General features: G+C 67.7%; 16 protein-coding genes. 6 read left to right on the forward strand and 10 right to left on the reverse strand.

What is annotated here, in order from left to right; translation table 11 throughout:
- Window positions 1–124: 124 nt before the first annotated feature.
- From AC13FN_RS12190 to mdoH, 4 genes are read right to left on the reverse strand one after another with little or no spacing between them, the layout of a single operon-like run.
- Window positions 125–856 carry a LytR/AlgR family response regulator transcription factor gene (locus tag AC13FN_RS12190; RefSeq protein WP_010481294.1) on the reverse strand — a complete coding sequence of 244 codons (732 nt, stop codon included), beginning with the start codon at window positions 854–856 and terminating at the stop codon, window positions 125–127.
- Window positions 857–866: 10 nt separating this feature from the next.
- Window positions 867–1,910: a sensor histidine kinase gene (locus tag AC13FN_RS12195; protein WP_049436946.1), complete on the reverse strand. Its 1,044-nt coding sequence runs from the start codon at window positions 1,908–1,910 to the stop codon at window positions 867–869.
- A gap of 3 nt (window positions 1,911–1,913) precedes the next feature.
- On the reverse strand, window positions 1,914–2,573 hold the full coding sequence (locus tag AC13FN_RS12200) for an alpha/beta hydrolase (RefSeq protein ID WP_099527326.1): 660 nt from the start codon (window positions 2,571–2,573) through the stop codon (window positions 1,914–1,916).
- A 50-nt stretch (window positions 2,574–2,623) separates the two neighbouring features.
- Window positions 2,624–4,549, reverse strand: a complete 1,926-nt coding sequence (mdoH, locus tag AC13FN_RS12205; protein ID WP_482984930.1) for a glucans biosynthesis glucosyltransferase MdoH — start codon at window positions 4,547–4,549, stop codon at window positions 2,624–2,626.
- Between the two features lie 493 nt (window positions 4,550–5,042).
- Here mdoH and AC13FN_RS12210 point away from each other — a divergent pair, with 493 nt between their 5' ends.
- Window positions 5,043–7,088, forward strand: coding sequence for a TonB-dependent receptor domain-containing protein (locus tag AC13FN_RS12210; RefSeq protein ID WP_049436941.1), 2,046 nt, complete (start codon window positions 5,043–5,045; stop codon window positions 7,086–7,088).
- A gap of 60 nt (window positions 7,089–7,148) precedes the next feature.
- On the opposite strand, the gene AC13FN_RS12215 is transcribed toward AC13FN_RS12210, so the two are convergent.
- On the reverse strand, window positions 7,149–7,313 hold the full coding sequence (locus AC13FN_RS12215) for a hypothetical protein (protein WP_162838412.1): 165 nt from the start codon (window positions 7,311–7,313) through the stop codon (window positions 7,149–7,151).
- 213 nt (window positions 7,314–7,526) lie between these two features.
- Here AC13FN_RS12215 and AC13FN_RS12220 point away from each other — a divergent pair, with 213 nt between their 5' ends.
- Window positions 7,527–7,913 (forward strand): DUF2628 domain-containing protein, encoded by a 387-nt coding sequence (locus AC13FN_RS12220; RefSeq protein ID WP_049436940.1) that lies wholly within the window; start codon window positions 7,527–7,529, stop codon window positions 7,911–7,913.
- A 78-nt stretch (window positions 7,914–7,991) separates the two neighbouring features.
- On the opposite strand, the gene AC13FN_RS12225 is transcribed toward AC13FN_RS12220, so the two are convergent.
- The 3 genes from AC13FN_RS12225 to AC13FN_RS12235 all read right to left on the reverse strand — a co-directional run bounded on the left by AC13FN_RS12225 (window position 7,992) and on the right by AC13FN_RS12235 (window position 12,636).
- Window positions 7,992–10,523 (reverse strand): methyl-accepting chemotaxis protein, encoded by a 2,532-nt coding sequence (locus tag AC13FN_RS12225; RefSeq protein WP_482984929.1) that lies wholly within the window; start codon window positions 10,521–10,523, stop codon window positions 7,992–7,994.
- Between the two features lie 209 nt (window positions 10,524–10,732).
- Window positions 10,733–11,626, reverse strand: a complete 894-nt coding sequence (locus AC13FN_RS12230; protein WP_049436938.1) for an NAD-dependent epimerase/dehydratase family protein — start codon at window positions 11,624–11,626, stop codon at window positions 10,733–10,735.
- 98 nt (window positions 11,627–11,724) lie between these two features.
- A complete protein-coding gene (locus AC13FN_RS12235; RefSeq protein WP_049436937.1) occupies window positions 11,725–12,636 on the reverse strand; it encodes a S41 family peptidase in 912 nt (303 codons plus the stop codon).
- A 50-nt stretch (window positions 12,637–12,686) separates the two neighbouring features.
- Between AC13FN_RS12235 and AC13FN_RS12240 the strand changes: the two genes are divergently transcribed.
- Window positions 12,687–13,151, forward strand: a complete 465-nt coding sequence (locus AC13FN_RS12240) for a MarR family winged helix-turn-helix transcriptional regulator (RefSeq protein ID WP_049436936.1) — start codon at window positions 12,687–12,689, stop codon at window positions 13,149–13,151.
- Between the two features lie 5 nt (window positions 13,152–13,156).
- On the opposite strand, the gene AC13FN_RS12245 is transcribed toward AC13FN_RS12240, so the two are convergent.
- Window positions 13,157–14,641 carry a DUF4434 domain-containing protein gene (locus tag AC13FN_RS12245; protein WP_049436935.1) on the reverse strand — a complete coding sequence of 495 codons (1,485 nt, stop codon included), beginning with the start codon at window positions 14,639–14,641 and terminating at the stop codon, window positions 13,157–13,159.
- A gap of 205 nt (window positions 14,642–14,846) precedes the next feature.
- On the opposite strand from AC13FN_RS12245, the gene AC13FN_RS12250 reads away from it, so the two are divergent.
- The 3 genes from AC13FN_RS12250 to AC13FN_RS12260 all read left to right on the forward strand — a co-directional run bounded on the left by AC13FN_RS12250 (window position 14,847) and on the right by AC13FN_RS12260 (window position 17,211).
- The gene (locus tag AC13FN_RS12250) at window positions 14,847–16,103 is read left to right on the forward strand and encodes a M24 family metallopeptidase (RefSeq protein ID WP_049436934.1); all 1,257 of its coding nucleotides are present in this window, start codon (window positions 14,847–14,849) and stop codon (window positions 16,101–16,103) included.
- Window positions 16,096–16,770 (forward strand): CerR family C-terminal domain-containing protein, encoded by a 675-nt coding sequence (locus tag AC13FN_RS12255; protein WP_482984928.1) that lies wholly within the window; start codon window positions 16,096–16,098, stop codon window positions 16,768–16,770. Before AC13FN_RS12250 ends, AC13FN_RS12255 begins: the two co-directional genes overlap by 8 nt.
- Before the next feature lie 135 nt (window positions 16,771–16,905).
- Entirely contained in the window at window positions 16,906–17,211 is a 306-nt protein-coding gene (locus AC13FN_RS12260; protein ID WP_482984927.1) for a KGG domain-containing protein, read from the forward strand.
- A gap of 10 nt (window positions 17,212–17,221) precedes the next feature.
- On the opposite strand, the gene AC13FN_RS12265 is transcribed toward AC13FN_RS12260, so the two are convergent.
- Window positions 17,222–18,694, reverse strand: a complete 1,473-nt coding sequence (locus tag AC13FN_RS12265; RefSeq protein ID WP_049436931.1) for an MFS transporter — start codon at window positions 18,692–18,694, stop codon at window positions 17,222–17,224.
- Between the last annotated feature and the right edge of the window lie 116 nt (window positions 18,695–18,810).

Below are 18,810 nucleotides of genomic sequence, written 5' to 3' on the forward strand. Positions count from 1 at the left end.
TTTCCGGGGTGCCCCGCCCCCCCAGCCCGCCTCCCCCAGCACGCAACAACACAGAGCCGACCAGCCTGCTGTTGCTGTTGCTGTTGATCTCGAAGCAGTCGCGGCCGCAGGCCGCGCGGAACCCTCACAGATGCCGCAGTTCCTGCTTCAGCGTCGCCACGCAGCGGCGGCTCACTTCCAGCGGCTGCTTGCCATGCCGCAGCATCGCCTGCACCTGGCCGCCCGTGCCACGACGCAGCTCCACCAGTTCGTGGCGTGCCACCAGGCAATTGCGATGGATGCGGATGAAGCGACTGGCGAACTCTTCTTCCAGCGACTTCAGCGACTCCTCGATCAGGTCTTCGCCGCGTGCGTGGTGCACCACCACGTACTTCTCTTCGGCCTGCAGGTAGTGGATGTCGTCCAGCGGAATCAGGCGCAGGCTGCCGCGCAGGCGCGCGCACAGCATGCTGCGGGCCTGCTGCCCGCGGTGGTCCTGCGGCTGGCCGTCGCGGCCGGCCAGGAACGTGCGTGCGCGTGCGATCGCTGCAGCCAGGCGCTCGGCACGCACCGGCTTCATCAGGTAATCGATCGCTGCCGCTTCGAAGGCCGACAGTGCATGCGCGTCGTAGGCAGTGCAGAACACCACCGCCGGGCGTGGCTCGAAGCTGGCAAGGTGGCGGGCCGCTTCCAGGCCATCCAGCCCGGGCATGGCGATATCCAGCAGGACCAGGTCCGGCTGCAGCTCCGCGCACGCGTGCAGGGCCTGCTCGCCGTTGCCGGCCTCGGCCACCACATCCACGCCGTCCTGCGCGGCCAACAGGCTGCGCAGGCGCTCGCGCGCCAGCGGTTCGTCATCGGCGATGACTACCCTCACGATCGCTCCCTCACTGGATCGGCACTGTCACCTGGCAGGCATAGTAGCCCTCGCTCCAGCCAGCCGTCATCCGCGCGGCGCTGCCGAAGCGCCAGGCCAGCCGATGGCCGATGCTGTGCTGGGCATGGCCGGCACCGCGCGCCAGGGCCAGCCCGGGGGCCTGCGGATCGGGCGCCGGATTACGCACGCGGATCTGCAGCTCATTGCCCTCGCGCGCCAGCTGCAGCTCGATGGTGCCACCCTCGGGCAGCCGCGAGATGCCATGCAGCACGGCGTTCTCCACCAGCGGCTGCAGTACCAGGCGAGGCAGGGGAAGATCCCAGGGCAGTGGCTCGTCGCGCTGCCAGCGCACCTGCAGGCGCTCACCCAGTCGAAGTGATTCGATCGACAGATAGCGCTCGGCCAGCTCGCATTCGTCACGCAGGGTGGAATCGCCCTCGCCCGCCCCCAGCGCGGCACGGAACAGATCGGACAGGTCCAGCACCGCCCGCTCGGCCACCACCGGGTCGCGATGCAGCAGGCTGGCGATCAGGTTCATGCTGTTGAACAGGAAATGCGGGCGGATCCGCGCCTGCAGCGCGTCGGCCTGTGCGCGTGCGTTGGCCTGTACCTGCGCGGCCCAGCGATCACTCACATAGAAGTAGCGCAGTGCCAACGCCGTGATCAGCGCCGTCGTCGCGGCGCTGCCCAGCGTGAAGCGCCAGAAGCTGATGCCGCGGGCGAAGTTGTCGCCAAGCACCGCGTACAGGGCATGCACGATGCCCGCGCAGACCACCGCGATCAGCGTCGCCAGTGCGATGGCCGAGACCGCCCCCAGGACCTGTGGCAACCGCGACAACGCGTTCCGCAGCAGGCACAGGCTGGCCGTCACGGCCAGCGCCAGCCACAGCGCGAAACCACTGGCCGACAGCAGTTCGCCCACGGTCCAGTGGCGGCTGCCATCCGGGGCCAGGGCCAGCACCACCACCACCAGTTCGGCCAGGCCGAGCATCGCCGCCAGCCGCGGCAGGCGGCACAGTTCCGGCATCCAGGGCGGGGCGCTGGCCGCTGACATGGCTCAGGCGGCGCCCAGGCGTTCCTGCAACCAGTCACCCAGCGCCTGGATCTCTTCGGCGCAGACCTGGTGGGCCATCGGGTAGCTGTGCCATTCCACCTCCAGGCCCATCGCCTGCAGGGCCTGCGCGCTGTGTACGGCCACCGCCTGCGGAATCACCGGGTCGCTGCTGCCATGGGCCATGAACACCGGCACCTGCACCGCTCCGTCAACGCGCTTGGCGCTCTCGGCTTCCGGCAGGTAGGTGGACAGTGCGATCAGGCCAGCCAGTGGCGCGGTGCGCGACAGCGCGGCGGTCAGGATGATCGCGCCCCCCTGCGAGAAGCCGGCCAGGAAGATCTTCTCCGGTGCGATGCCGCGCTCGATCTCGCGCGCGATCAGCGCATCCAGCTGCACCACCGATTCCTGCACGCCAGCCATGTCGGCGCGCGAACGGAAGTCCATGCCGACGATGTCGTACCAGCCACGCATTGGTACGCCGTTGTTGATCGTGATCGGCCGCACCGGCGCATGCGGGAACACGAAGCGCAGCGCCGGCCAATGCGGGCGCACCAGCTCCGGCACGATCGGCGCGAAGTCATGGCCGTCGGCGCCGAGGCCGTGCAGCCAGATCACCGACCACTGCGGCGAGACGCCGGTTTCCTGTTCCACCGTTTGCAGCATGATGCGGCTCCTTCAAGTTCGAGCCGCATTATGCCGCTGCCGCGGGACGATCAGTACAGCGGCGGTTGTTCGGCGGCTTCCCGTCGCAGCTGCGCGGCGCGTACCAGCACCGGCGGCGGGATGTTCTCCTCGGGAATGTCGAGCAGGCCGAGACGATGCAGGAAGGCGCCCGGGCCGCGCGAAGACGTCAGGGCGACTACCGGCACCGCCAGCACCATGCCGATCACCACCGGCGCCATCCACGCCGCCAGCGAGGGCGATACCGCCCAGGCCAGCAAGCCCATGAAGGCACCGAACACCCCCAGGCCACCGTAGCCACGGATCAGCGCCAACCACGAGATGCCGCCATCGTCGCGCTGCTGTGCATCCCAGCCGGAATCGCGACCGGACAGCACTTCGGCCACGCCGCGCGACTGCACGTACATCACCACCGGTGCCATCAGCGCCGCCAGTACGGTTTCCACCAGCATCGAGACGAACGCGCGCACGGCGCCACCGCACCCGCGGCGGTCAACCGGGTCCAGCAGCATCGCCAGGTAACCCAGCACCTTGGGCAGCAGCAGCACCGCCATGGTCGCCGCGAACAGGCGCACCACCTGCTGCTCGTCCTGGGCCCGCCAGTACACGCTCGGCGACAGGTGCAGCAGGGCGTTGAAATCGATGCCTTCCTGGAACAGCGGGATGGCGATGCCGATCAGCATCAGCATCGCCCACATCGGCGCGGTGAAGTAATGACCGATGCCGATCAGCATGTGCATGCGGCTGATCCAGTGCAGGCCGCGGCTGCCGACCACCTTGCCGTGCTGCAGGTTGCCCTGGCACCAGCGGCGGTCGCGCACCAGCAGATCGGTCAGCGTCGGCGGACCTTCTTCATAGCTGCCCCCCAGGTACGGCACCATGTGCGCGGCCCAGCCGCCCCGACGCATCAACGCCGCTTCGACGAAGTCATGGCTGAGGACGTGGCCACCGAACGGCTTGCGCCCCGGCAGCGCCGGCAGCCCGGCCTGATCGGCAAAGGCGCGGGTGCGGATGATGGCGTTGTGGCCCCAGTAATTGCTCTCGGCACCGTGCCACCAGGCCACGCCGCGGGCGATCACCGGACCGTACACGCGGCCGCCGAACTGCTGCATGCGCGCGAACAGGGTGCGCCCACCGATCACCGACGGCAGGGTCTGGATCAGGCCGACATCGGCGTTGTGTTCCATGCCCGCGACCAGGCGCACGATGCTGTCGCCGGTCATCAGGCTGTCGGCGTCGAGGATCAGCATCTGCGGGTAGGCGCCGCCGAAGCGACGGACCCAGTCGGCGATGTTGCCGGCCTTGCGCCCGCTGTTGTCGCCACGGCGGCGGTAGAACAGCCGCGCCTGGCCATCGGGCACGCGCTCGCGCAGTTCGGCGAACACCTGCTCCTCGGCCCGTGCGATGTCTTCGCGGCGGGTATCACTGAGCACAAAGAAGTCGAACCGGTCGAGCTGGCCGGTGGCGGCCACCGACTCGTAGATCGCCTGCAGGCCGGCCAGCAGCCGGCGCGGGTCTTCGTTGTAGGTCGGCATCAGCAGCGCGGTGCGGCTGTGCACCGCCGGCAGCGGCTTGTCCGGGTCGATGCCGAGGCGGTAACCCCGGTCGAACACGGCAGTCAGGAAGCCGGCCACTGCACTGGCGAAAGACAGCGCGATCCAGGCGAACAGGCCGACAAACAGGACCAGCAGGCAGGCTTCGAGCACGCTGATGCCATTGGCCGACAGCACCCGCCACATCATCCGGGTGGCGATGGCGGTCATCGCCAGCGTGCCGCCGAAGATGTAGAACCGGCGCAGGCCGATCAGTCGCGGCGAGGTGCGGTGGCGGCGAACCTTCAGTTGGCCTTCGCGCAGGGTCTGCTCGGGCATCTGCAACGGCGATTCGGCCGGCAGCAGCGTCCAGCCGGCATCACGCCGGGACGTATCTGCTTCCGCATGGATGGTCTGCACCCCCATTGCCGCCTACTCCGCGCAGTCGGCACGGCCGGCCATCCCGGCCGGGCTGCATGCACCAAGGTTCCCGGCGCGCTTTCCCGGCGCCCGCACTTGTCCTGGCTGCGTCGGCCTCACGCCACGCAGTCGCTGTCTGTCACTACCGGAACCCACACGATCTCCAACGGGGCGGAATCGAAAATGCGGCTCAGTCTAGGGCGCCGGATGTAAGCCGAGTGCGAAGGTCTACGCCGGGATTTATCCCCATTCAGCAAACAGCAGGCGAGTGCCGGGGCATGGGTACGTATGTCACTTGGTCGCCCCAGGTACTGGATCGTAACAAACGCGAACGGTTATCATTTCATTAACCAGGCAGGTCACCGTCTTCCGCACGGCCGAGACCCACCCAGCTGCGCCGGTTCCAACCCAGCGCCCAACGACCCATGGAAGGGGGCTGCCTGCTGTCTGCGTGCGCCTGCTGCTTCCACCGGGTCCCCCTCCTCCGATGGAAGCCGTCATGTCCCTGCCGTTCCGTACCCGTTCCGCGCGCCTGCCGCGCACCCGCCTGTCCCGCGCTCTGGCCACCGCCTGCCTGCTTGCCCTGCCCGGCCTGGCCGCTGCAGAGGCCAGCGCCGATGCCTCCACCAAGGATCTGGATACCGTGGTGGTCACCGCCTCGGGCAACCAGCAATGGATCAAGGACGCGCCGGCCAGTATCAGCGTGATCAGCCGCGAGGACATCGAGCGCCAGCCGGTGCACGACCTGGCCACCCTGCTCAGCCGCGTGCCGGGCGTGACCGGTGGCCTCAGTGCGGTCGGCGAGCAGTCCAAGATCAAGCTGCGCGGCATGCCGTCCAATTACACGCTGGTGCTGGTGGACGGCAAGCGCATGGGCAGCTCGGCCTCGACCAACTACCGCCCCGACCTCGGCCGCCAGGATCTGAACTGGATCTCGCCCGACCAGATCGAACGCATCGAGGTGGTGCGCGGACCGATGTCATCGCTTTACGGCTCCGATGCCATGGGCGGCGTGATCAACATCATCACCAAGCGCATCGGTGATGACTGGAACGGCAGCGCCACGCACAGCTATACCCGCCCGGGCGATGGCAAGCGCGGTGATACCCAGCAGATCGGTGCGACCTTCTCCGGCCCGCTCGGCGAGCGCTTCGGCCTGCGCATCGGTGCCAACAGCATGCGCCGCGACTCGGACCGCTCCAACGGCGGTGTCTACGGCAACGCCTACGCCGGCGAGAAGGACCGCAACGTCGACGCGCTGCTGCAGTGGAAGCTCAGCGATGCGCAGGAACTGTCGCTGGAAGCCGGCCATGGCGTGCAGCAGGCCTTCATCGATGCCTCTCTGGAGAAGCAGGACGAAGGCGCCTGGGGTGCCAGCGAACTCAAGCGCAGTTCGCTGGCGCTCAACCACGACGGCAAGTGGAGCTTCGGCAACTCGAAGATCAGTGCGTACTGGACCGAGTACAAGAACGACATCGGTGCCACAGGCCGCTCCGAAGCCACCGATACGATCATCGAGGGCAGCCTGACCACGCCCTTCACCCTGGGGGTTGAACACCAGTTCGCCGTGGGCGGCCAATGGAAGCGTCAGGAGCTGACCAACACCGACACCATCGGCCGCGCGCCGATCGACTATGCCGGCAATGCCGTCAGCGGCTCCGATCTGGAAGTGGATACCTGGGCCCTGTTCGTCGAAGACGAGCTGAAGCTGCACCGCACCCTGGCGCTGACTCTGGGCGCACGCCTGGACCACCATGAGAAGTTCGGCGGCCACGTCAGCCCGCGTGCCTACCTGGTCTGGCACCCGGCCGAGCAATGGACCATCCGCGGTGGCGTTTCCAAAGGCTTCCGCGCACCCAGCCTGACCGAGAATTCGGCGACCGCCGCCACCCAGTCCGGCGGCCGAGGCTGCACCTCGCTGATCCCGTTGGGTTATACCCGCGGTGGCTGCTACATGGCCGGCAACCCGGACCTGGATCCGGAAACCAGCACCAACCGCGAGATCGGCATCAGCTTCGACAACGACCTGGTCGATGCGGGCCTGACCTACTTCCATACCGACTTCAGGAACAAGATCGAGTACGCGCCCCTGGGCAAGTTCAACGGCATCTGGTGGACGCGCATGAGCAACGTGCAGCGCGCACGCACCAGCGGCATGGAAGGCAACCTCAATTTCCGCTTCGGCGAGCACTGGCGCTGGCGCACCTCGGCGACCTGGATGAAGGAAGCCAAGAACCTGACCACCGGCCGCAACCTGATCGATACCCCGGAATTCTCTGGCTATTCGTCGCTGGACTGGACGCCCAGTACGGTGTTTTCCAGCAGTCTGTCGGCGCAGTACACCGGCAAGCAGACCGGCACGGCGACGACCTTCCTCAAGGCCTACACGTTGTACGACCTGACTGCGGCCTGGAACGTCAACGAGGTACTGACCCTGCGTGGCGGCGTCAGCAACCTCGCCGACAAGAAGCTGTATGCCGAAGGCTCCACCGACTACTTCGTGGCCGGGCGCAGCTACTTCATGAGCATGACCGCGCGGTTCTGACCGGCGGCGCGCGCCGCGATCGCGCTGGCAGCACGCCAGCGCGATCGGCGGTGTTGCGGATTACTCGCTTTCCAGCGCGGCCGCGTTCTGCGTAGCGGCCGTGCGTGCACGGTCCATCGCTACCGCCAGTTGCTGGCGTGCGAGCAGTTGTTGTGCCTGCACCACTTCAGGTGTCGGCAGGAGCACCGGTCCCGGTGCGTTTTCCGGTGTAGCAGGTGTGGTCATGCAACCTCCATGGACATCCCGCTGCCACCCAGATCCAGCAGGGGCGGCAGCGGAACTGCGCACCCTATCCTAAAAACAAGGCGGATGGGTGACGGAGCGGCGCCCCGCCACACCACGTGGAACACGGCAGGCGTCACATTTTTGACGCCGGAGCTTGGATCCTGAATAGGACTTGTCCTATCATGAAAACGTTTTCCAACAGGGATGTTTCCCATGAATACCACTGACCTGTCCCAGTTCAGCCCGAAGTGGCAGTTCCGCTTCAACTTCTTCCGCCAGCACGGCGCCCCCAAGAATCCCGGCTTCAAGCAGGCCTGGAAGGCGCTGTCCTTCGGTGACCGCCTGAAGATCAACCTGAACTTCTTTGCGCTGTTCTTCGGCGCCATCTACCTGTTGATCCTGGGCATGTGGCGCAAGGCACTGGTGCTGATCGGCATCAACATCGTGCTGGCCATCGTCTCCATGTTCCTTCCGGACGTCGTGGGGCGGATGCTGTTCATCGCCATGAACCTGCTGGTCGCCTCCAGCACCAACTACAGCTATTACCTGGAGAAGGTGGAAGGACGCGCCAGCTGGAACCCGTTTGAAGGCATGTTCTGAGCCCTCAGAACTGCGCACGGATGCGCGGCAAGGATGCAATCGACGCCCGGCCCCCGCCGGGCGTCTTCGTTTGCGGGGTCAGGCCGCGCGGCGTGCCACGGCTGCCGGTTCGGCGTGCAGACGGAAGCGCGAGACCGCCACCGCCAGCTGCTCGGCCTGTTCTTCCATCGCACGCGCGGCGGCACTGGCTTCCTCCACCAGCGCGGCGTTCTGCTGGGTGGTTTCGTCCATCTGCACCACGGCCTGGTTGACCTGCTCGATACCCGCCGACTGCTCGCGGGAGGCCGCCGAGATCTCGGCCATGATCTCGTTGACCCGACCGACCTGACCCACGATCTCCTGCATGGTGCGGCCCGCGCCGTGCACCAGCTGCGCACCGGCACCGACCTGCGCCACCGAGGCGTCGATCAGTTCCTTGATCTCCTTGGCCGCGCCCGCCGAGCGCTGCGCCAGCGCGCGTACTTCGCTGGCGACCACGGCGAATCCACGGCCCTGTTCGCCGGCACGCGCCGCTTCCACCGCCGCGTTCAACGCCAGGATGTTGGTCTGGAACGCGATGCCGTCGATCACCGAAATGATCTCCGCAATGCGCTGCGACGAGGCCTCGATCTGCTCCATGGTCTGCACCACCTGGCTGACCACCTGCCCGCCTTCGCTGGCCACACCCGCTGCGGAGCCGGCCAGGGTGTTGGCCTGCAGCGCGTGATCGGCATTCTGGCGCACCGTGGAGGTCAGCTCCTCCATCGAGGCCGCGGTCTCTTCCAGGTTCGCTGCCTGCTGCTCGGTACGGCGCGACAGGTCACTGTTGCCCGCGGCAATCTCACCCGCCGCCAGGCGGATGCTGGCCGCCGACTGCTGGATCTGGCCGACGATCTGGGTCAGCTGCTGCACGGTGCTGTTGGCATCGTCGCGCATCACCGCGAACACACCGTGGAAGTCGCCCTGCATGCGCGCGCTGAGATCGCCTGCGGCGATCGCGCGCAGCAGCGTCGACAGCTCGGCCAGGTTGTGGTCGCTGACCTGCATCATGGTATTGAGGGTTTCCACCATGCGGCGGAAGTCGTGGTCGAAACGCAGCGTGTCGCCGCGTACCGCGAAATCGCCGGCGGCGGCGGCGGCGGCCAGCTGCTGGATCTGATCGTTGATCGCCGCCAGGTTGCTCTTGGTGGTGGCCATCGCAGCGGTGAACACCGCCTTCTCGCCCGGCAGCGCTTCCATGTCCACGCTCAGGTCACCCACCGCATAACGCTGCATCACGTCGACCAGGCGCTGGGTGACGGCGTTGCTGGAGGCCACCAGCTGGTTGCTGTCGGCCACCATCCGGCCGTACTCGCCCGGGAACGCCGCGGCGTCCATGCGGTAGCTGATTTCGCCGGCGTCATGGCGACGCGCCATCTCCGCCTGCGCCGCCATCACCGACTGCAGCTGACCCCGCATGCCCTGCATCGCATCCAGCAGGCGGCCCACTTCGTCGTTGCTGCGTGCCGGCAGGGTGCTGTCCAGCTTGCCTGCGGCGACGTCGCCGGCCACGCGCACGGCTTCGGCCAGTGGGCGGATCGCCAACCGGCGCAGCAGCACATAGACACCGGCACTCAGTGTCAGCGCGGCCACCACGCCAACCAGCAGGGTCAACCACAGCAGCTGGCGCGCCTCGGCCACGATCACCGCGTGTGGCATCACCACGCCCAGCGCGAAGCGCTGCGGCGCATCGCCCACGCGCAGCGGCACGTACACGCGCACGTTGCCTGCCGCATCCGGAGTGAAGGCTTCGAACCGGCGGTCGGCGGCGATGTCGGCCAGCATGCTGCGGGTCAATGCGTCGTTGCGCGGCTTGCCGATCTCGGCGGCGTTCGCCGAGGCCAGCACCACGCCGTTCGGCGAGAGCAGTTCGACGCGCCCGGCGCCCATCGGCTTCAGCGTGGCCAGGTGCTTCTGCAGCGCCGCCAGCGAGAAATCGACGGTGAATACACCGAGGAACGTGCCGTTCTCGATGATCGGAGTGCTCAGCGTACTCATCAGCACCTGCTGGCCGGCGATGTCGTAGGCATAAGGTTCACTGACCTTGGGCAGCTTGTCGCGGCTGGGCACCACGTACCAGTCGGCCGAGCCGTCAGCGGCTTCGGTGTAGTCGGTCATGGTCGACTGCTGCGGCTTGCCGTCATGCCAGGCCCAGTAGCTCATGTAGCGGCCGCTGGCATCGTGCATCTCGGTATTGGCGAACTCGGCATCCTTGCCATCGAAGGCGTCGGCCTCCCACATGGTGCTCTTGCCCAGCCATTCCGGGTGGGTACGCAGCTGCTCACCGAGCACGGCCGCCAGGCTGGCGCGATCAGGCGCGTCACCCCGCGCACGCTGGGCGAGCACGGCTTCGACCATGGCATCGTTGCTGGCGAACGCCGTGCCCAGGTCGGCGGCGACCTGGCGGGCTTCGGCGGTGGCTTCGCTGGCCATGGTCTGGCGCGAGGCATCGATCAGGCTGGCGCTGGCCTGGCGGTAGATCAGGAACGCGGTCAGGCCGAAGCACAGCAGCGCGATCGCAGCGGTGCCCAGCATCAGCTTGTGGGCAATGCTGCCCGGGCGGCGGGCAGCGGCGGAACGGGGAGAAGGCATGGAAGGGTCCGCAAGGCAGTTCAGAACGACCGGCACCGCGAGGGCACCGCGCAGGTGCGCGATCCGTCGCGCAGGCCACCGGCCGCCGGGACCCGCCCGGCGCAGGAAGCGCACCGGGTTAGCGGCCGCCTGCGAACGAGGTTGAGGCGCTCCGCCTGCACATTCCTGAACCTGCTCAGGGTCGGGTCAGGAACCCGCCCCGTTCCGTCCTACTCGGCAACCCGATCCTTGATCCACTGCGCCCGAGGCAGCACTTCGATGCTGCCAGCCGCGTACTGCTGCAGCACGTCGTCCGGGCCGAAGCGCGGCTGCCAGCCCAGTGTGCTGCGCATCAGTGCACTGTCGTAGACGCGGTCGATGCTCAACGGCAGCGGCCAGCCACGGCGCTCGAACTCGGCCAGCAGCTGCGGGGCGCGGCGGGCCAGCACCCGACGGGGCTGGGTCGCCAGTTCCAGGCAATCCTCGCGCAGGAACGGTGTCGGTGCGCAGGCAATGTAGCGTGCGAAGGCGGCGCCCTCATCGTGCAGCAGCGCGGCATGTGCACTGGCCACGTCGCGCGCGTCGATGCCGCGGTGCAGGCGGAACATCGCCATCCGCTCCGGTGGCTCGGGGAAGCAGCGGGCCATGCGCAGCACGCGCACGCTGAAGCCCGGTGCCACGGCGGCTTCGGCCAACGCCTCTGCCTGCAGCTTGCTGCGATGGTAGATCGTGCGCGGCAACGGCTCGGTATCTTCATCGATCCAGCGGCATCCGCCCGCCACCACCGCATGGCCATACAGGGCCGTGGTGCTGGTCAGCACGAAGCGGCGTGCACCGGCCTCGCGGGCAGCCTGCAACAGGTGTGCGGTCGCCTCCACATTGATCTGCTGGAATACCGCATCCGGCACCAGGCCGACATGGGGTGCGTGCAGGGCGGCGGTATGGATCACCGCATCGACGCCCTGCACCGCCCGCGTCACGGCCTGACGATCGGTGACATCGGCAATGATGCGGGTGGTGGCAAATGGGCTGCGATCCAGCCCCACCACTTCGTGGGCCGCCGCCAGCGCGCCGAAGATCGCACGCCCGATCCGCCCGGAACTGCCGGTCAACAGAATCTTCATTGAGTCCATTCACTCGAAGCGCCCGGGAACTACCGGGATGCTTCGATTCTAGGCACGCTGCATGTCGTCTGCGATAGGGTGCGGTTGCAATTGTGCGTTCATTTTGGCGATGCCGATCGGGCCAGCAGCTTCCGGGCGACGAACAGCGGATCGTCACCGCCTGCCGCATCAGGCGTGACCCCGGTACGTTCCCAGTTGGTTCCGGTACGAAGGTTGATCGGCTGCCGGTCGGGAATGCTGATCTGATAGCCCTCCGGCAGCAGCACAGGATCATCGAACATATGTGCCGCGCCGCCACTTCGACTCCCAACGACACGTGCCCGCCCCTGCGCCTGCAGCGAGTACGCGACGAATTCGGCGGCCGAGCCGGTGCGGCGGTCGATCAGCACCACCAGCGGCTTCAGGTACAGCCCCAGGCTCGCCGGTGGCAACGGTACCGGACTGCGTTGGCCACGTTGTTGCAGTGACTGCACCTGGGTGATCTCCGCCGCCAGCAGGGTCCGCACCAGCAGGTCCGCACTGCCGTCATCACCACCACCGTTCTGGCGCAGATCGAGCACCAGCCCATCGGTGTCGGCCAGCAGGGTGAAGGCCGCGGCCAGCTTCGGCCGGGCCAGATCGAGCGGATAGAAGGTGCTCAGGCGCAGGTAGCCGATGTTGCCTTCCAGCACCCGCACCTCGCGCACGCCCGCGCCATTGCTGCGTGCATCCGCGCGCCAGGCCATCAGCCAGTCGTCCTGGCCGGCGCTGGCATCCACGCGCTCGACATGGAAGTGACCATCGAACACGTCCAGATCCTGGTTCAGGCGTGCGCTGAACGCCTTCGGGTCCGCGCAGCTGTCCGCATAGCGCTGCTGGGCGGACCAGCCGCGCACTGCCTCGGCAATGCGCGCGCCTTCGGCCACGTCCAGGTACTGCGCCTGTATCGCCGTGGCCGCCGCCTGCAGCACCGCGTCCTGGACCGGGCAGGACGCCGCCAGCAGCGCGCCCAGCATCCACGAAACCGCCATGACCGCACCCCATGTTGATGATATGTAAGTGCTTATATATCATCGCCAGCATGGATCTCCAACACGCCACCCTGGGAACGCTGCTGCGGGCCCTGCTCGACCAGCTCGACCCGGCGGTCGAACAGGCCTACCGCGACCTGAAACTGGACTACCGCCCGCGCTACACCCCGGTGCTGCGCACGCTGATGGCGCAAGGCCCCTGCCGCATCAAGGACCTCGCACTGGCCTGCGGGCTCAGCCATTCGGCACTCAGCCAGACGGTTTCAGCAATGGTGCGCGACGGCTGGCTGCACGCTGCGGTCGGTGAAGACAGCCGTGAGCGCATCCTGCAATTGAGCCCGCGCGCACTGCAGGCGCTGCCGGCGCTGCAGGCGCAGTGGCAGGCCACGGCACGCGCGGCGCGCAGCCTCGATGCCGATCTTGGACAACCGTTGGAGCAGGTGCTGCGCGACGCACTGCAGGCGCTTGAGCAGCGGCCGTTCGCACAGCGACTGCACGACGCACGTCAACACTGAGGTCGTTACTGCTCGGCCGCGATCTCGATCTCGCTGAGGAAGGTCCAGCTGCCATTGGCCAACCGCAGCTCCAGCGTGCGGCACTGCGCGGCCAGCGGCGCTCCATTGCCCACCACGTACTCCTCTTCGGTCGAACCGCTCAGCCCGGCCTGGGTGAATGGTGCCGACAGCACGCCGATGCTGGTTGCGGCAGTTCCCGGCTCAGCGCACATCACCTCCACCGACGTCGGCGTGACGATGCCCCACGCCGGGCGGGTCATCGTATGCAGGCCGATCCAGTCCACCCGCCGGCGCTGGCCCAGGTCGATGGTGATGCTGACGTTGCCGTGCACGCCCACCCAGCCGGCATCCATCGGATTGCGCGGATCTCCCACGCGGCGATCGAACAGCTCGTGACCGCTGCTGTCCGGATAGTTCGCATCCGGCGCCACGCTGTAGCTGTAGGTGGTCTGCACCGGATCGACACTGTAGGACGCACCGAGGCCATACAACCCGCGATAGGTGTTCATCAGCCGCGGCGATTCGCCATAGCCCTGGCCGGGACCGACGACCTCGGACATGTGGTACTGGTTGAGCCAGGCAACGCGCTTGCCGGCCGAGCGCGCACTCCACAACTGCTGGTTGATGCGCTGTACCGAGGCCGGGCGATAGGCACCGGACAGCCCGTTGCCGGTGTCCAGGAACAAGGGGCTGCCATGGTTGAACAGTTCTATGTCGGCCCACAGGCCGCTGGCACCCAGCGCCGCCGACAGCGCCTCGTAGTACGCCTCGGTGGAATGACCCGCGCGATCCCACTGGAACAATCGAGCATGCGAGGCCGCACCGATACCGTCCTGCCAGATCTGCACGTCCACGCCGGTGGCCGTACGGAACTGTGCAGCAGCCCGGCCCACGCTGGCCGGATCCACGCTGGATGACGCCAGGTAGGGTGCCACCATCACCGGCCGGGAAGGCGTGCTGCTCTTGAGCGCAGCCACGACCGCGCGGTAGAAGGACGCGCGCTCAGCCGGCACCTGGGCCGGCTCGTCGGTGATGTACCAGCCTGCGAACGCCGGATGCGATCCGTACTGCTGGCCCAGCTGGGCCAGCGACTGCGCGGCATCCTGCGCGACTGCCGTTGCGTTGCGGCCCTGCCAGAAGGTGGCGCACTGCCCCGAGCTGTAGGTGGTGCCGACCACGACCTTCATGCCGCGCGCCGCCGCTGCATCGAGCACCGTGCCAAGCTTGCCGGGGAAGCCGGCAATCCATTCGAAATCCTGCTCGCCGCTGGCACAACCCACGCCGGCCCGGGTGGCACGGGTCTGGCCGAGGATGATCGTGTCGTTGCCCAGGTCCTGCAGCTCATCCAGGAACAGCGGCAGCTGCGCGGCCGGCAGTTGTTCATCGCTGGCCGAATAGCCGACGTGGACGAAGCTGCCGGACAACAGGGGGCTGGCTGCATGGACGGAGCCGGCACACGCCAGCAAGGCGATCAATCCAATCCTGTTCATCTTCTACGTCCCTGTCGTGGCCAGGCGAGTGGCGTTGTCACTCATCCTATCAACAGCGGCCAGCACGCCACGATCACCTGCAGCGCTGCGCAGGCGCCGACTTCCACTGCTCCCGCAGCAATGCCCATGCAAAGTCGATTCAAGCGGTTGATTCATTCATCTGCGTGATCGAGCCTGCGCGCTCCTTCCCCCTGGAGCACCCCTCATGCGTACACCGCCCGCACCGCTCACCCTGGCGGAACGTGACCGCCGCTGGGCCCTTGCCCGTGACATCATGGCCAGCGAACGGCTGGATGCACTGGTCGTGCATGGCGATCGGGAAGCCGCAGCACCCGCCGGCTTCTCACCCGATTGCTACTTCACCAATGACCGGCCTGGCTCGATCGTGGTGTTCCTGGGTGACGCGGTCCCGCGTGTGTTCACCTTCGCCTCGCTGATGATCGCCGACCACCTGCAGGCCGGCCTGCGAGGCGACCTGCAGTGGATCGCACCCGAGCAGCTGTGGGTGGGCAAATCCGGCCAGGAGGTTGGCCGCTGGCTGCAGCAGTGTGGCCTGCATTCGGCACGTATCGGCGTGCTGGGCCTGGAACCGTACCCGCCGTTCTACTTCGACGGCGCGATGCCCGCACGCACTCTGCAGGGCATGCAGGCCGCGGTGCCCGCCGCGGAATTCGTACCGGTCTACCGCGCCTTCTTCCAGCGCGCCTCGGTGAAGAGCCAGGAGGAACTGGCACTGATCGCGCATGCCGCCTGGATCGGTGAATCGATGAGCGAGGCACTGCGCGCCACGGCCCGCCCGGGCGTTTCCGAAGCCGAGCTGGTGGCCGCGGTGACCGCTACCTGTTTCTCGCTGGGAGGCTATACCGCCGAGGTACTGCTCGGCTCGGGCCCCGAGTACGTCGGCTGGGGACCACCCGCATGGCAGTACCGTGCGCAGCCGCCGCGCATCCTGCGCGACGGCGACCTGGTGCTGTCCGAGATCTTCGCGCTGTATGGGCTGATGGAAACCCAGCACCAGGCCGCCGTTGCCATCGGCGAGGTGCACGAGGACATCCACCGTGCCGCCGTCGTGGCCCGGGCCAGCTACGAGGCGGGCCTATCCGCACTGCGCGTGGGCAATACCTTCGGCGATGTCGTCGACGCAATGGAGGCGCCCCTGCTCGAGGCAGGCGGCTGGCACGTGCACCCGCTGGTCCACAGCCTCAACCCCTACGGGCCGGTCGGCTTCGGTCGCGCACCGGGCATCGAAGTGCTGCCCGAGGCGGCACGCTATGCACGCATCACGCCACTGCCGACGGTCGGGCGCGAGCTGCCCCTGCAGGCCGGCATGTGTTTTGCCTTCGAGCCGAACTGTGCGTTCGGCCGGCACATGGCCAACATCGGCGGGACGGTCATCGTCGGCGAGCATGCAGGTGCGGCGCTCAACGAAAACTCGACCTGGCTGATGCGGGCCGATGCCTGAGTTCACCGCCCACCTGCAGACGCCGGCACGGCGGCGCGCGGCCGAGACGCGCAGCGGACAGACCCGGGCCCGCCTGTTGCAGGCCGGGCTGCAGCTGTTCAGCACACTCGGCGTGGACGGTGTGCGCACCCGCCAGTTGGTGGACATGGCCGGCTGCAGCCAGTCAGCCATTCCGTATCACTTCGGCGGCAAGCAGGAACTGTATGCCGCCGTACTGGCGCGCTGCGCGCAGACCATCGTCGAACACCTGCCACTGCCAGCCACGCCACCCACCGGCACGCGCCAGGCGGCGCAGCAGCTGCAGCAGTTGATGCGGGCCTTCGTCCACGCGTTGCTGTCGGCACCGGATGCCGGCACGCGCACGCTGCTGCTGGCACGCGAACAGATCCAGCCGACGGCCGCGTTCGCCAGTGCACACCGTACGCTGTTCGAACCCCTGCACACCACGCTGGCCGCGTGCGTGGCGTGCCTGCGCGGCAGCGAACCAACCAGCGTCGAGACGCTGCTGCGTACCCACGCCCTGCTCGGGCAGGCGATCGTCTTCGCCGTCTCCCACGGGGCGCTGCAGGCGCGATTGAACCAGGGAGCACCCTTGGCAGACGTGGAGACGATCGCGGCGGTGGTCAGTGGCATGGCACTGGCTGCAGCGAAGGCAGCACCCGCCTGAATGGCTGCATGATCAGCCCTGTGCGCAGGGCGCGTGAAAATCGTGGCGAAGATGGCGACCTGGACTTAGCGCGCGATGGCCAAGGATGGCCACTGTCGTCGACGACGGCGGCACCCACCCAGCAGGAGACGTCACATGGCCGACCAGAACCCCCGCAGCTCCAACCGGGGCTTTGCATCAATGGACCAGGACAAGCAGCGCGCGATCGCTGCCAAGGGCGGGCGTGCCGCACATGCCTCCGGCAACGCGCATGAATTCAGTCCGGCCGAAGCACGTGTCGCAGGCCGCAAGGGCGGCGAGGCGATCAGCCGCAACCGCCAGCACATGGCCGCGATCGGTCGTGAGGGTGGGCACGCTCGCCACGCCAATGCGCGCCAGCAGCAACAGCAGCCACAGGAGATCGAACGCACGGCAGAGGGCCCGCAACGCCAGCAGGGCTGAAGGCTGCGCGTCAGGCCGGTGCGCGCTGGCGATACAGACCCAGCGCAGCAAGCAGGGCCAGCGCACCGGCCACAGCCATCGCCCAGCCGAAACCACTGGCCATCGCACTGCGATACCACGCAAGCATCTGCGGCGTGGCGTGCATCGAGCTCGGTTGCAGGATCAGTTCGCGCGCCTGTGCCACCAGCCCCCGCTGCCCGGCCGCCTGCGCGGAAACGGCGAAGTGCTGCACGGCGCGCTGGCCCATCAAGCTGCCCAGCAGCGCGATGCCCAGGCTCATGCCTGCCTGGCGTAATGCGTTCATCGTGGCTGAGGCGATACCCGCGCGCTCGACCGGCGCGCTGGCCATGACCGCCATGCCGGTCGCCGGCACTGCCAGCCCCATGCCAATGCCAAGCAGCACCAGCACAGCGCTGGCAAAAGCGCGCGACGTAGCCGGTTCGAACGTGGCCATCGAGCACAGCGCTATCCCGGCCAGGGCGTAGCCCAGCACCAGCGCAGCGTGCAGCCCGAGGTGGGCGACCAGACGACCGAACAACAGCGAGATGACACCCATCAACAGGAACTGCGGAGCCAGCTGGGAGCCGGCCTGCGCAGCGCTGTGGCCCTGCGCCTGCTGGAAGAACAGCGACAGGAAGAACAGGCTGGCATAGGCAGTGAAGCCCAGCACGAACGATGCCAGGTTGAACATGCCGAAGCGGCGGTCGGCAAACAGGTCCAGCGGCAGCAATGGGCGTACCACCCGGCGTTCAACGATGCCGAACAGGATCAGTCCGGCGGCTGCGACGCCCAGCGCCAGCAGGGTCACCGGGGACAGCAGGCCATGCTCGCCGATCGCGATCAGGCCATAACTCAGCGCACCCAGCGCGACGATGCTGAGCAGCTGCCCGGCGGGGTCCAGTGCGGCGTGCTGCGGATGCCGCCGCTCGGGAATTCCCCATGCGCCCAGCGCCAGCGCGAGCAGGCCCATCGGCAGGTTGATCAGGAAGATGCTGGGCCATCCGGCGCGCTGCACCAGCACGCCGCCCAGCAGCGGGCCAAGCACCAGGGCCAGCGCACTGAACGCCGACCAGCCGCCGATCGCACGTGCACGCTGGCGCGGGTCGGGAAACGCGTGGCTGAGGATCGGCATTGCGGCGGGAATCAACAATGCGCCCGCGATGCCCTGCACTGCGCGCCCGGCCACCAGGGTTCCAAGATTGCCGGCACAAGCGCACAGCAGGGACCCCAGCGTGAAGGTGGCGACGCTGAGCAGCCACATCCGCCGATGACCGTAACGATCCCCAAGCGGCCCCGCCGACAGCATCAGCGCCGACAACGCGATCGCGTAGGCATTGATCACCCATTGCAGGCCGGCCATGTCGGTGTGCAACGCCTGCTGCAGGGTCGGCAGGGCGACGTTGACGATGCTGATGTCCAGCGAGGCGAGGAATGTGCCGAGGTAGGCGGCCAACACCAGGGCCGGACGTTGGAAACGCTGCATGGGTGGATCCCGGGGGAGGACGTGCGCGCATCGTAGCCACTGACTGACCGTCGGTCAATGACCGACGGTCAGTCAATGCCAAAGGACAGCTAGAATGGCCACCGTCGCACCCGGAC

It is taken from the genome of Stenotrophomonas sp. 115C5 (assembly GCF_056861055.1).